This is a genomic window from Paenarthrobacter sp. YAF11_1, assembly GCF_052113445.1.
Lineage (GTDB): Bacteria > Actinomycetota > Actinomycetes > Actinomycetales > Micrococcaceae > Arthrobacter.
In genome coordinates this window covers 369,456-382,768 of the sequence record NZ_JBFRDF010000004.1, presented here as the reverse complement: position 1 = coordinate 382,768, position 13,313 = coordinate 369,456, and the positions used below count along the sequence as shown (strand labels likewise).

14 protein-coding genes are annotated in these 13,313 nt (G+C 61.7%); 7 read left to right on the top strand and 7 right to left on the bottom strand.

The window, feature by feature from the left end:
• Nucleotides 1-3: 3 nt before the first annotated feature.
• Nucleotides 4-840, top strand: a complete 837-nt coding sequence (locus AB4Y77_RS09380) for an alpha/beta fold hydrolase (RefSeq protein ID WP_442013720.1) — start codon at nt 4-6, stop codon at nt 838-840.
• A gap of 4 nt (nt 841-844) precedes the next feature.
• On the opposite strand, the gene AB4Y77_RS09375 is transcribed toward AB4Y77_RS09380, so the two are convergent.
• From AB4Y77_RS09375 to AB4Y77_RS09345, 7 genes are all read right to left on the bottom strand, one after another.
• A complete protein-coding gene (locus AB4Y77_RS09375; protein ID WP_442013719.1) occupies nt 845-2,368 on the bottom strand; it encodes a CYTH and CHAD domain-containing protein in 1,524 nt (507 codons plus the stop codon).
• 115 nt (nt 2,369-2,483) lie between these two features.
• The gene (locus AB4Y77_RS09370) at nt 2,484-2,978 is read right to left on the bottom strand and encodes an SRPBCC family protein (RefSeq protein ID WP_311213601.1); all 495 of its coding nucleotides are present in this window, start codon (nt 2,976-2,978) and stop codon (nt 2,484-2,486) included.
• Between the two features lie 114 nt (nt 2,979-3,092).
• Complete coding sequence (locus AB4Y77_RS09365) at nt 3,093-3,446, bottom strand: hypothetical protein (protein WP_198318271.1); 354 nt, start codon at nt 3,444-3,446, stop codon at nt 3,093-3,095.
• Nucleotides 3,447-3,611: 165 nt separating this feature from the next.
• Entirely contained in the window at nt 3,612-3,827 is a 216-nt protein-coding gene (locus AB4Y77_RS09360) for a hypothetical protein (RefSeq protein ID WP_442013718.1), read from the bottom strand.
• 104 nt (nt 3,828-3,931) lie between these two features.
• Nucleotides 3,932-4,105: a hypothetical protein gene (locus tag AB4Y77_RS09355; protein ID WP_311213599.1), complete on the bottom strand. Its 174-nt coding sequence runs from the start codon at nt 4,103-4,105 to the stop codon at nt 3,932-3,934.
• Nucleotides 4,106-4,191: 86 nt separating this feature from the next.
• Nucleotides 4,192-4,350 carry a hypothetical protein gene (locus AB4Y77_RS09350; protein WP_198318272.1) on the bottom strand — a complete coding sequence of 53 codons (159 nt, stop codon included), beginning with the start codon at nt 4,348-4,350 and terminating at the stop codon, nt 4,192-4,194.
• A 229-nt stretch (nt 4,351-4,579) separates the two neighbouring features.
• Nucleotides 4,580-5,344, bottom strand: coding sequence for an IclR family transcriptional regulator (locus tag AB4Y77_RS09345; RefSeq protein WP_442013717.1), 765 nt, complete (start codon nt 5,342-5,344; stop codon nt 4,580-4,582).
• Nucleotides 5,345-5,457: 113 nt separating this feature from the next.
• Between AB4Y77_RS09345 and AB4Y77_RS09340 the strand changes: the two genes are divergently transcribed.
• The 6 genes from AB4Y77_RS09340 to AB4Y77_RS09315 all read left to right on the top strand — a co-directional run bounded on the left by AB4Y77_RS09340 (nt 5,458) and on the right by AB4Y77_RS09315 (nt 13,034).
• A complete protein-coding gene (locus AB4Y77_RS09340; protein ID WP_442013716.1) occupies nt 5,458-6,837 on the top strand; it encodes an SLC13 family permease in 1,380 nt (459 codons plus the stop codon).
• Between the two features lie 27 nt (nt 6,838-6,864).
• Nucleotides 6,865-8,112 (top strand): CaiB/BaiF CoA transferase family protein, encoded by a 1,248-nt coding sequence (locus tag AB4Y77_RS09335; protein WP_442013715.1) that lies wholly within the window; start codon nt 6,865-6,867, stop codon nt 8,110-8,112.
• Nucleotides 8,109-8,951, top strand: coding sequence for an enoyl-CoA hydratase/isomerase family protein (locus tag AB4Y77_RS09330; RefSeq protein ID WP_442013714.1), 843 nt, complete (start codon nt 8,109-8,111; stop codon nt 8,949-8,951). Before AB4Y77_RS09335 ends, AB4Y77_RS09330 begins: the two co-directional genes overlap by 4 nt.
• A gap of 65 nt (nt 8,952-9,016) precedes the next feature.
• Complete coding sequence (locus AB4Y77_RS09325; RefSeq protein WP_442013713.1) at nt 9,017-9,622, top strand: dTMP kinase; 606 nt, start codon at nt 9,017-9,019, stop codon at nt 9,620-9,622.
• A gap of 248 nt (nt 9,623-9,870) precedes the next feature.
• On the top strand, nt 9,871-10,365 hold the full coding sequence (locus tag AB4Y77_RS09320) for a hypothetical protein (RefSeq protein WP_442013712.1): 495 nt from the start codon (nt 9,871-9,873) through the stop codon (nt 10,363-10,365).
• Nucleotides 10,366-10,811: 446 nt separating this feature from the next.
• On the top strand, nt 10,812-13,034 hold the full coding sequence (locus AB4Y77_RS09315) for an FG-GAP-like repeat-containing protein (protein WP_442013711.1): 2,223 nt from the start codon (nt 10,812-10,814) through the stop codon (nt 13,032-13,034).
• The last annotated feature ends 279 nt before the right edge of the window (nt 13,035-13,313 follow it).

Below are 13,313 nucleotides of genomic sequence, written 5' to 3'. Positions count from 1 at the left end.
GTTTTGGCTTACATCACCGTCGGAAACGAAAACAGCACTGAGATTGAGCTCTACTACGAGGATCACGGAACGGGCCAGGCGGTTGTCCTGATCCACGGCTACCCGTTGGACGGTTCGTCGTGGGAGAAGCAGACCGCTGCCTTGCTCGACGCCGGTTACCGCGTCATTACCTACGATCGCCGCGGTTTCGGGAAATCCAGCCAGCCCACTGTGGGCTATGACTACGACACCTTTGCCGCAGACCTCAAGACCGTCCTGGACACGTTGGATCTGAACGACGCCGTCCTGGTGGGCTTCTCCATGGGCACCGGCGAGGTGGCGCGCTACATCAGCACGTATGGCTCCGCCCGGGTCGCCAAAGCCGTCTTCCTCGGTTCGCTGGAACCCTTCCTTTTGAAGACCGATGACAACCCCGACGGCGTGCCGCAGGACGTGTTCGACGGCCTTGCCTCCGCAGTCACAGCAGACCGCTACGCGTTCTTCACCGACTTCTTTAAGAACTTCTACAACAGCGACACCTTCCTGGGCACGGACCGCCTCAGCCAGGAAGCCGTGGACGCCAGCTGGAACCTGGCCAGCAAGTCCGGAGCCTTCGCCTCGGTTGCCGCGCAGCCAACGTGGCTCACGGATTTCCGGGCCGACATCCCCACAATCGACGTGCCGGCCTTGATCGTCCACGGCACGGCTGACAATATCCTGCCCATCGACGTCACCGGACGTCGTTTCAAAGACGCGTTGCCCAGCGCCGAGTATCTGGAAATCGAAGGCGCACCGCACGGTCTGCTCTGGACGCACGGCGCGGAGATCAACGAGGCCCTGCTGGCGTTCCTCAAGAAGTAGACTCCTATTTCTTGAGCCGGAGCTTCAGCGCCTTCTTGCTGTGGCGGAGGTATTCCTTTTCCGTGGAGTCGGCGGCACTGCGTTCCATGGCGTGCAGCACGCCGTAGGTAAACGCAGCGCTGCTGATTCCCGGGGCTGAGCCCAGTTTGAGCAGCTCTGCACGAGACATCACGCTGTCCTGATGGTGGCCCAGGATCGATTGGATTTTGTGGGCCCTGTCCTCCACCTTTGCGGCTCGTTTGCCGTGGACACTCTCTACCGCCGCGGCCGCGAAACGCAGCTTCTTGGCGGACTTTCGGACCTCGTGAAACGCGATGTCGCGTTGAGGCCCGACGGCGGCAGCCTGCGCCGCGTCATGGCGCTTGCCGAGCCGTTTGGCGGCTTTGTTGACGAGCTTCACCGTTGTTTTCCGAGCCGTTTCCTGCCCTTGCGGTGTGACCGGTGGGGCATCGATCAAGGCCTCGAGTTCGTCCAACAGCCGAAAGTACCGGGGGCTGTTCAGCCGGTTCCTGACAGCTCCCATTGCCGTGTCCGCCCTGACAGCCATGCGCTGATCCAACTCGTCGTGCAGCGGGCCCAGGACGAGGTTCACCGGCAGTTCATCAAGGTGCTTTCTCATCCGTGCGTGCAGGACCTCCGTGTCCCGGTACCGGCCCAAGGTCTTGGCCAACGATTTCAGCTCGCGCCCAAGTTCCTTCACCGGGGCCGGCTCAAAGAGCGTGCGGTAGGAATGCAGCACCGATCGGACACGGCGGATTACTGACCGCATTTGATGGACTGAGTCATCCCGACCCAACCTCACATGGGCGTCCTGAAGCAGGAGATCGGCCATCTGGTCCTGGAGATACGTGAGTATCGGGACAACTGCTGCACCCTCATTGAAGGAATCCGCGCGGCCGTTTCCTTTGAGCTCCGGCCATAAGTCACCCACGGCAGTAGCCAGTTTGGATGTTCGGTCGCTGGGCTTCGCTCCTGCACCTGAGAGCTGTTCGGCGAGGTTTTCCAGGAGGGCTTCGTCCGTGCCGTCCTGCGCTGCCAATTCGACTTCCCATTCCCGCCACTCCGCCTCGCGGGGCTCACCAACGAAAACGTGGGCTCGTACGTAATCGTCGACGAAGTCGGCCAGGCGTTCGCCGCCATGGCCGTACAGCGCGTAGCTGGTGCGTTCTGTGGTGAGTGTGGCCACTGCCGCCACTGCATGGCCGCGCGTATAAGCGAGCACCCGGTCCATGAGTTCCACCGGGACCGTTTCCACGGTGCCCAGCGGTGCGTGAATCTCCGTCCGCTTTCCGGGGCCAAGGGGCAATTTGAGGTGCCAGCCGGCGTCGGGTCCACCGGTCCGGCGCCGCAAGGTTATTCCGCGGGCAGCCAGGGCAAGGTGGCGGGTATCGAAGTAATTGGCCTCCAGGCGGTAACTTGCCGGTTCACCCACGGCCCCCACCGCGTCGATAGTGTGCAGCTCAGGAAGCGGAGTGGACGGGTCGGCGTCGAATTTCCGCTCGGCCTCCACGGTGCTGGACGTTGCCATGGCTGTCAGGACTCCCTTCCGGGTAAGCCGGAGGGCCGGCCCGTGATAGTGGCCGGCCCTCGTTGGAGCTATCTATTGGTGCTGTATCCAGTGTGAGCCAGTCCCAAGCTTCGCGCTAGGGAAGGCTTCCGAACGTCTGGCCCGTGTCATCAACGTCGCCGCCGGATACCGTTCCGCGCCATGCCCCGGTTTCATGCCCCTGGGCTTCAATGAACTTCTTGAACTTGTCCAAGTCGGCACCTACGCGCAGTTCATCGACGTGCAGCGCCGATCCCGCCTTTTCAGCAAGGCTTTCGGGCTCCCAATCGATCGCCACGGTCACGCGGGTGCGGGCGTCTGCAAGTGGTTCGAAGCTGACCGTGCCAGCATTGCGTGGTCCATCGACGCTTGCCCAACTGACAAGCGCGTCCGGGACTTGCTCAATGATCTGGGCGTTGTACTCGCGTTTCACGCCACCGACGTTCGTAGCGAAATGCAGTGCTGTGTCATCGATTTGTTGCACCGACTCCACACCGTTCATGAATTCCGGGAAGGTCTCGAACTGCGTCCACTGGTTGTAGGCGACAGAGACAGGGACATCTACATCGATTGATTTGTTGACCGTAGCCATAGGGTTGCTCCTTCGATCGCGTCTCGGGTGCTCGTGCTGTACTGCTTGTGGCGCGCCAGCCAGCTGGCTGCTTAACCAGTGGCGCGCCTGTCTAGAGCGCGCCAGCCAAAGCTCTTAGCCGGCGTCGAAACTTTCTTCGTCATCGTCGTTGGGCGACTCTTCCTCGGGAAGATCGTTGCCGCTGCCATCCGGCAAACTGTCATCGTTGCCGTCCGGCACGGTGGACTGCTCGGCGTGGGCTTGCTCTTCGGTTCCGCCGAAACGGCCGGCACCGGGCTCGCCCGCACTGTCCGAATCCTCCGGATCCAGGTGGCTGAGGTTCGGCGCGCCGGTGCCTTCGCCGAGGCCGGCCTCCTCGATGTCCTCTTCCACGCGGGGCTGCGCCTGGCCTCCGCCGGCTTCCTGCTCTGCCGTAGGAGTGCCGTAGCCTCCCACTTCCTCTTCCGGTGTGGCATTCTGCTTGTCCATGTGACCTGTCCTTTCCCTGAGCGGTGGAACGTGTTAATGGAACACTTCGAACCTATAAGGGTACTTAGTGCCATGTCCATGCCGAGGCCAAAATAATCAGTAATCTTAGCAATTCACTGGCAAACGTTGTATCGTCCGGCCTCGCGTCATGAGCCTCGCGTCATGTCAGGACGGCTGCGGAACCTCACATCCGCCCTGCGGGTCCAGTCCCGTGTAATTCAGGGGGCCGACAACAATATTCAAGGCTATGGTTGCAAACTGCGAGCACTGCGCAGGTGGGGCGCTGAAATAACCCCGCTGGCCGGCCGCAATTGCGCCGATGACGAGCCAAACTACAACAATCAGCCCGATGATTGAACCGATGCGCATTTTCTTCCCCATCCGTGAAACTTTCCGGAATTAGCGGGCGAACCACCGAGGGTGGTTCGATAAAAAGAAAGCGGCCACGGGCTGGATTCTTCCAGCGCGTAGCCGCTCTGACCCGATCAATCCGTGGGATTGGGTTCGGTGGTCAGCCCACGGTTGTCCGTGGTTCCTTCGTCCTTTTCTTCTGCCGGTCCGGGCGGGCTTGCTGACTCGCTGGGGCCAGCGTCGACGGCGTCGTCCGGACTTTCCGACGAGGCGTCACCTACAGGTACCTGCCCGCTGGATTCAGGCATCCCAGGATCCCTGGGAATGGGATTCCCTGGGGTGGTAGTACCATCGCGAACCTGGGTAAAACCGGCAACTTCGTTTGGATCTGTTGTCATACGCGCGACCGTCCACGGCCAAGAACCCAGCCCAGAAGGGCCAGCACCAGGAGGATAATTCCCACCCACAGCAGGAAGCTGAGGGCTTGGTTGAATCCGCCCACGAGGAGCAGGATGATCGCGATTACGCCGGCGATTATTAAAAGTGTGTTCATTGAGCTACGCATCCCTTCAATAAATTGTGTCTATTCAGGAAGGCGTCCGCTGGTACCCCGGTAAGGGGCGCCACCCATGCCAACGGGCACCGATCGAAGAAATAGTTCTCCATATCGCTTTAGTACCCCCTTGGAATCGGTTCAAACGGAACCAATACTCCAAGGAAGCACGTCCACAGCATCATGATAGGCGCGCTTTGAGTTGCGGCGAAGTATTTTGACAGGAAACTTAGTAGCCCTTGGCGGAGAACGCTCCCAGAGCCCTGCTGATCTCACGGGCGGTGCCGGTGGCCGCTTCTCCATATTCCTCGTATTTGGCCGGGACTATCCTGCTGGAGGGTCCCGAGATGGAGATGGATCCGGCCGCCACACCGCCGGGTCCCAGCAGCGGCACGCCGATTGAGGTGATGCCCGTGCTGAGTCCTTGCTCGTTGATGGAGTACCCGCGGGCACGCGTGTCCACGATCATCGCGCGAAGCCGCGCCGGATCCACCACGGTTTGCGGTGTCAGCGCCTCCAGCGGGCCAGCCAGGTAATCGTCAACGAAGGCCTCGTCGGCAGCGGATAAGTAAGCCATTCCCGTGGAGGAGGCGTGCATCGGCAGGCGCGAACCCAGCGGCAGGAAGGCCCTCAGGACGTGCGGGGTGTCAAGACGCTCGATGATCAGCATGTATCTGCGGTCCGGGACCGCCAAGTGAACCGTTTCCGTCGTATCCAGTTGCAGCGCGTTCAAAGGGCCCATTGCAGCGTCACGGATCACTGATCCGCTGCTGCCACGGCTCGCCACTGCAAAGGCATGGTTGGTCAGAACCCACTTGCTGGCTTGGACTTCGGACTGCGCCACCCAGCCCAGTTCGGCCAGCGTCCTGAGCATGCGGAGCACGGTGGCCTTGGGCACGTCCACTTCGCGGCTGAGCTCGGACAAACCTGCGGGCTGGTTGTCCGAGACTGCTTCCAGCACCCTGATGGCCGTGACGACGCTTTGCGTGCTCATGCAACCCTCCCGCTTGACCGACTAACTCCAGTGCCCTACATTACAGGCGACTTCCCAAAATGAACCGACGGTTCATCCAGTGAACCGATGTAGTTTGATTGGAGTTCGGGCTTATGGAATTACAGATACTGGCCCTCGCCATCTTTGTAGGCGTCTTCGCCCTGGCCACCCTGCGCAAAGTGCACATTGGAGTGCTCATGTTCGCAGCGGCAGCCGGCGTGGGGGTCTGGATGGCCGGGATGACCATCGAGAAGGTGGCGGCAGGCTTCCCCATCGGAATCCTTGTCCTGCTTGTCGGTGTGACCTACTTCTTTGCGATCGCGCAGGCCAACGGGACCATCGACCGCATCATCGAGATGGCCATTACCAAAGTGGGTGACCGTGCCTTCTTCCTTCCTTTGGCTTTCTTCGCCCTCACCATCGGCATCTCTGCCATGGGCTCACCCTTGGCCGGACTGGTCATGGCACCCATCGGGATGCCCCTGGCCAAGCGGTACGGCATCGATCGCATGCTCATGGGGCTGGCCATCGGCTCGGGCCTCAGCGCCGGAGGGTTCGCTCCCACCAGCCTGTTCGGCATCGTCACCTACGGCACCGCCAGGGCAGCGGGAATCGACCTGGATCCCTTGGTCCTTTTCAGCGTGGCCCTGGGCACCAACGTCTTGATGCTGGGGGCCGCTTATGCGCTCTTCGGCGGGTTCAAGCTGCTCAACACCCGCACGGCTGACGGTTTCGGCACCAACGTGCCGCGCTTCAGCGCAAGCCGCCCGACGCCGTCGCACCCTTTTGAGCGCGAAGGCAACATTGCGCGGGGCAAGCAAGCCGCCGAACAGGCCGTCCAGGTCCTGGACGAGCCGGCCCCTGAGCCGCAGCCTTCGCGCCTGAACCGCAACCAGATCATCACCGTGCTTTGCATGGCCGGACTGGTTGTCACCGTCATCCTCATGTCCGTCCTCGGCGCCAACCCGGACATCGGCGTCCTGTGCTTCGCGTTCGCCTCGGTCCTCACGCTCTGCGACCCACAATCGGGCAAATCTGCCGTAGCCAAAATCGACTGGTCAACCGTCCTGCTGGTGGGCGGGATCATCACGTTCGTCGGAGTGCTTCAGACTATGGGAGCCGTCGCGTTGCTCGGCGAAGCAGCCGGCGCCGTCGGGACGCCGTTGCTGGCCGCGCTGGTGATCTGCGCTATCGGCGCCCTCATTTCCGCTTTCGCCTCCACCACCGGGATGCTCGCCGCCCTGGTTCCACTGGCACTTCCGTTGGTGGCCTCCGGGGACGTCGCCGGATGGGCGGTCATTGCCGCACTTGGCGTGTGCTCGTCGATTGTTGACGTCTCGCCGTTCTCCACCGTCGGCGCCACATTCGTGGCCACCGTCGACGCCGATGAGCGTCCGCGCATCACCAGGTTCCTCACCCGTTGGGGTTTGTCCATGGTGGTGGCTGGGCCGCTCTTGCTGGTGGGCGCCCTGGTGCTGCCATCCAGCCTCTAAACCACTCAAAAAGTTAGGACAGCAATCATGCTCAAACCACTCCGCGGAATCACCGTGATCGACCTCAGCCGGGCCCTCGCCGGCCCCTATTGCACCGCACTTCTTGCCGACATGGGCGCCAGGATCATCAAGGTCGAAAGCGTCAATGGTGGTGACACAGCCCGCCAATGGCCGCCGTTCCAGGACGGTCACAGCCTCTACTTCGACTCCGTCAACCGCAATAAGGCCTCCGTGTGCCTGGACTTCTATTCAGCTGAGGGACGTGAAATCCTCTCCGGATTGATCGCCGACGCGGATGTCCTGGTGGAAAACTTCAAGCCCGGCACGCTCGAGAAAATGGGCTTCACAGCAGCCCGGCTTGAAGAGCTGAACCCGGGGCTCGTGGTTGGATCCGTCACCGGCTTCGGCAACGCCGGCCCGCTCAAGGACGACGCGGGACTGGACCAGGTCATCCAGGGAATGTCCGGGCTGATGTCCGTCACGGGCCCAGGCCCCGGTTCCGGCCCTGGCGAGGCCTTCCGCGTCGGCATACCGATCGTCGACATCACCTCCGGGATGGTCTGCGCTTTCGGAATAGTGTCAGCACTCCTGGGGTCCCGGAACGGCGAGCGCCCCGGCCGCGTGTCCACCTCCTTGCTGGAGACGGCCCTGAACCTGTCCGCATTCCAAGGACAGAAGGCGCTCAGCCTCGGTGAAGCACCCACGCCGCAGGGCAACAACCACCCGGTCATCGCCCCCTATGGCATGTTCGCCACGGCCACGGAATCCATCAATATCGCCGTGGGCAGCGACAAGCAATGGCGCGCGTTCTGCGGACTGATCGGGATGCCCACCGCCGTGGAGGACCCCCGTTTCATCACCGGCGCGGACCGCTCGGCCAACAGGGATCAGCTGACGCAGCTCATTGAAACCGCCCTGTCCTCGAAGCCCGCCGCCGAGTGGGTTCCGCTGATCAGCGAGGCCGGGATCCCGTGCGGCCCCATCTACAACTACACCCAAGCACTGGCCTCGGACCAGGTTGCCGCCCTGGGGCTCGTCCAGCACAGCAGGCGACGTGATGGGTCCGCACTCCCCCTGCTCCGCGGCCCGCTCAGCTTGGACGGGGAGGCCAGCGAAATCCTGGCTCCCCCGCCGCTGCTCGGCGAACACACCGCCCAAATACTGATGGAGCGTGGAATGACGCACGACGACGTCACCCGGCTGGAGCGCGAGGGTCGCCTCGTTTGCGTGCCGGCTTCCGCCCTGGTTCCGGAAACGATGGGAGCACAGCGATGACCCTGGTATCCGCAGCAGAGACTGCCCGTCCCGAGACCTCCCGCGCAGGCCACATTTCCGTGTCCATCGCTGACGGCGTGGCAACGGTTGAAATCTGCAACCTTGCCCAGAGGAATGCGCTGACCCGGGCCATGTGCCTGGAGATCCAGGAATTGACGCCTCAGCTGGACGCCGATCCTGACGTTGCAGTAGTGGTGCTCCGCGGCGCCGGGAACACGTTCTGCGCCGGGGCCGCCATCAGCGAACTGGCGTCCGTCCTCATCGATCCCCAAGCGGACGGCTCCACCGTGGACCACCTCAGCGCCGCTGATTCTGCCATCGCGTCCCTTTCCAAACCCACGGTGGCGCTGGTAGAAGGTGCCTGCATGGGCGGCGGCTGGCAGATTGCCTCCGCTTGCGACTTCATCATCGCCAACGAACGGGCCGTCATCGGGCTGACCCCGGCCAAGATCGGCATCATCTACCCGAGGCCTGGTATCGAACGGCTTATCCGGCAGGTGGGTCAGGCTAACGCCAAGTACATCCTCCTCACCGGACAGACCTTCAGCGCCCCTGAAGCCCGCGCGCTCGGCCTGGTGGCCGACGTCGTGCCTTCCGAATCCTTTGAAGAGAAGTGCGCAGCGCTGGTGAGTACGCTCCGGAGCCGTTCGCGGTTCTCCATGCAGTCGATGAAGCGGCTGATGGACTTGACGGACGCCTCCGGTTCCGGCCTGGCGGTTATTGACCAGGAGTGGGCTGAGGCGTGGTCGGCCATGCCGGACAGCCCAGATATGGAGATCGGCATCAACGCGTTCCTGAACCGCGAGCAGCCCACCTTCACATGGCGGCCTGTGGGCTGACTCACGCCGCATCACGGCACAAGACGGCGCCTCCCTTCGTTGGTAAGGAAACGAGGGGAGGCCTCATGTTCATTGTTCTGACAGGAATTGACGGTTCAGGAAAAACGACGGCGGCCCGCGCTTTGGTTGAATCGGCCCGTTCTGAGGGGCGGAATGCGCTGCTGCTCAGCAACCATGCTGCCCGCCGGCGGTTGTCGCTGTTGTCCGAGCGGTTTGGCTGGAAACTGCCACCGCGGCTGGCCGACGTCATTGAAACGGGCGTCAGGTTGTTCAACGTGCTTCTCAACCATGCCCGCGCCCAAAAGTTCGACGGCCTGGTGGTGATGGACCGTCACCTGCACTGCCAGCTCGCACTGCGTCAGGCCAACGGTTTAGGCCGCGGCCGGCTGCTTCCATGGTTGCTGGGAAAGCTCCCAGCGCCGGACCTCTCCGTCCATTTCGACGTCGACCCCCGCCTCGCCCACCAACGGGTGACAGCCCGTGGGACCGACAACGAAACACTGGCTGATTTGCAGGCTTTCCGCACCGCATACCGCTCGCTTCCCGAGTTTGACGACTTTGTGGTGGTGGATGCCGGAGGGAGTCCTCAGCAGGTGCTGGCCCAGCTGAACCGGGTGATCGCTGCGCGGACGCAAGGAACCGGCCGTCCCCCGTCCCTGAACCGGGCTTGACTTGCCCCCTGCCTCACGACGGGTAGGCTCGCCCCATGCTCGCACGGGGCAAATATTCTTGGGGGAATTCATGAGTGTCAAAACCAGACGTAGCCTGCTGATGTTCGTGTTCGGATTTGGGACGTACGCACTATTGGTGCGGCCACTGGGCTTTGTCTATGCGATGCTGATCGGCTTTGTTGTTGTTGCGGTGGTTCTGTCCGTAGATCAGTTGGTGCAATCGAAACGCGAAAATAGGACGGGAACCCGTGACTCGCAAGACCCTGAGCGGCGATAGGGCGACATTAGTGATTTCAGAGGCCCGGATCAGTCGCGGCTCCCAGAAGGTCATCGCAAGTGTGGTGGGCCTGCTCTGCTTCTTCATCATTGCAACGGCCATTCCCAGCGGAGTCCTGCTGATGAGCGCAGTGCTGGTTGCGGTCATTGCGCTCCTAACAGTTTCGGTACTCCGAATAAGCGTGACCATTGAAGCGACAGGCCAGAACTTGGTGGTCAGATGCCGGCCGTTCTACTCAAGGACCATCACGCTGGAGGACATCATTGATGCCTCCCCGGCGCCGTCCAGTTCCATGACAGAAGGCTTCGGCGTCCGGTACTTGGGCCAGCGAACATGGGGACTGTTGGTCGGCGGTCCGACCATCGTCCTGGAGACACCCCAGCGCACGTGGCTGATCTCAACGCCGGACCCCGAGGCCGCAGCCGCTTCTGTACTGGCCCACGCTGGCAAACTGAGGGACAGATAACGGCAGGTGGGCTACCACCATCGTGGCAATAGGTTCGCTGTGCACATGCGTGGTAAAGGGCCAGCTCGAAGAGCACCGCCCATCAAGTCGACCAATCGATCCAAGGACAGCAGAATCGCGTCAGGCTTACGGTGAGTCAGACTCAGCAGGTGGTGCCACCTACATCCTCACTGGCTTACGGGCGTGCCGGTCTTGTCTTCTCGTGATGGCTGATGCTCTTTCGGCCGCTGTTATGCCACCGGGGATGTTTGGGGCGCCACGCTGGAAAGTTCCGGGCAACCTGTGCGCTGGTTTATGGCTCGCCGGCGATTTCAGGCGCTGAATCAGAAAGCAGGACCGTCAGCTCCCTTGGCGCCTCACGGCTCTCTTCATCCTTCCGATTGAAATATTCTGGTTCCTGCTAACGATGCGCAGACCGGTAGCTATAGAATTCGCTGGTTGACGCGATGGTCGCGCACTGGATTTTGGGGGTTGAGCCGTTGGCTCCTCGAGGTTTTTCTACGCCGTTGTTCCGTATCTTCGGTTACCGGATTTATGCCATGCTCGCGGCTGCAGCCACGGCCTCGGCCCTTCTCGTCAGCGTCGCTGCTTTGCCCGCGCACGCGGACACGGTCGCGGATCGTATTCAGACTGGCCTGCTGCCACATGCCCTGGCCATGAACGAAACGACGAACAAGCTCTACGGCACTAACGAAATCCCCGGGACCGTGACGGTAATAGACGGAGCCTCGAAGTCCGTTACGACCATCCCGGTCGGAAGGTATCCCGGCGAACTGGCCGTCAACGAGGTTACGAATAAGATCTATGTTTCGAACAGTGGTTCTTCCTCGGTGAGCGTCATCGATGGTGCCACCGGTACCACCACGACGGTGCCTCTCCCGGGTAATCCTGGCCGCATTGCTGCAAATAAGCTAACCAATAAGGTGTACGTCTCAACTACCGGCGCCAGCGGCATGACCGTTATTGACGGCGCCACCAACGCAGCGACGCCTCTCCAGGTGTCCGGATACGCTCTCGCTGTCAACGCGAAGACAAACAAGATCTATGGTGTCAGCCGTGATGGCACTCAACTGATCGTGCTGGACGGGGCCACCAACGCCGTTACCACCACCGTCCCTGTCTGTAGTACCGGAGTCTACGGTTTGGCAATTAACGACGCCACGAACAAGGTCTATGCCACCTGCCCTTCAGCAGGGACGATCGTAGCCTTGGATGGCGCGACCAAATCGATCACAACCATCCCGCTAGGCGCTAACAGCTATCCCATGCAACTGGTGGTAAACCGCAGCAACAACAAGGTCTATGTTCTGGATCACACCCCGACCCCAACCATGGTTGTCTTGGATGCCAGCTCCAACACTTTCGTGGCTTCTCCAGCAGGGGACTCGCCGTTCTACCTGACCGTGAATGAGGCGACCAACAAGGTCTACGTCGGCAACCAATACAAGCAGGCCGTCAGAGTTTTCGACGGCACAACCAACGCTTCGGGACTCCTGCAGGGGTTCCGCATTCCCGGTCCCATGGCCGTGGACACGAAGCGAAACAAGATCTATGTCAGCGACATCCCAGTGACCGCCGATAGTGGTCAAAACACCAGCGGGATAGTTGTTATCGACGGTAAGAACGTCCCCCCGACACTGACCTCGGGTAAACCCCAGGCCAATGGCACCGTCGGCACGTACTACTCCTCTGGGTTTACTGCTGCCGGTTCGCTGACTCCGCAATTCAAACTAGCCAGCGGCTCCCTACCGCCGGGCTTGTCTCTCTCAGCTGGTGGGGGCCTCTACGGAATCCCGACGAAGCCCGGTACCTTCACTTTCAGTATTTCAGCCAGCAATGGTTACAGCCCCGACGCAACGAGTCCGGTATTCACCGTCACCATCAAGGCAGCGCCGATCACCCACGACTTCAACGGCGACGGTAAACCCGACGTTCTCTCACGCGACGCGAACGGAATCCTATGGCTTTACCCCGGGGACGGCGGCGGTGGCTGGCTGGCACGGGCCCGGGTTGGCCAGGGCTGGAACGAAATGGCATCGATAGTGACCCCCGGCGACTTCAACGGCGACGGTAAACCGGACGTGATAGCCAGCGACACCACCGGAGCGTTGTGGCTCTACCCCGGCAACGGCCATGGCGGCTGGTTCCCGCGGGTCCAGATAGGCCAAGGATGGAACAACATGTCGGCCATCACCGCAGCAGGAGACCTGAACCTGGACGGAAACGCAGACCTCGTCACCCGCGATTCAAGAGGCGTACTTTGGCTCTATCCCAGCAACGGGAAAGGCAGCTGGCTCGCCAGGACCGATGTTGGGTCGGGCTGGAACATCATGACCGCCGTGATAGGCCCAGGCGACTTCAACCGAGACGGCTACCCCGACCTTCTGGCCCGCGACGGCAACGGCGGCCTTCGCCTCTACCAAGGGGCGATGACCTATTACAACGGCGGCCCGCGGCACTACTACTCCGGTCCCACCCAGGTGGGCACGGGCTGGAACGACATGACCGCTATCATCGGGCCCGGCGACTTCAACGGCGACGGCTACGTGGACCTCCTGGCCCGTGACGCCACAGGAGTCCTGTGGCTCTACCCGAGCAACGGCCCCGCTGGCTGGCTACCCCGCACCATGGTCGGCTCCGGCTGGAATACCATGAACGTGATCATCTAACCGCCCTAAATAGAACCGGCCACGAACACATCACGGGCCGTCCGCCTCCCCGAAAAAGAATGCTTCGCTTCCAGCCGAAGCCCACGCGTGGAACAGGTTGACCCCATCGCTGGTCCCTTCCCGGTCAACCCCAAGGCACCCCCTGATCCACCGAGTCTCCGGCACCTAACAGGACCACGAAAAACGCCCAAGAGGGAACTCATCGAGGCAGCACCTCCGTCCGGTAAAGGATCCTTTATCGGACGCTATAGGTCTGCTTTCCAGGCCTCTCCTTGAAGT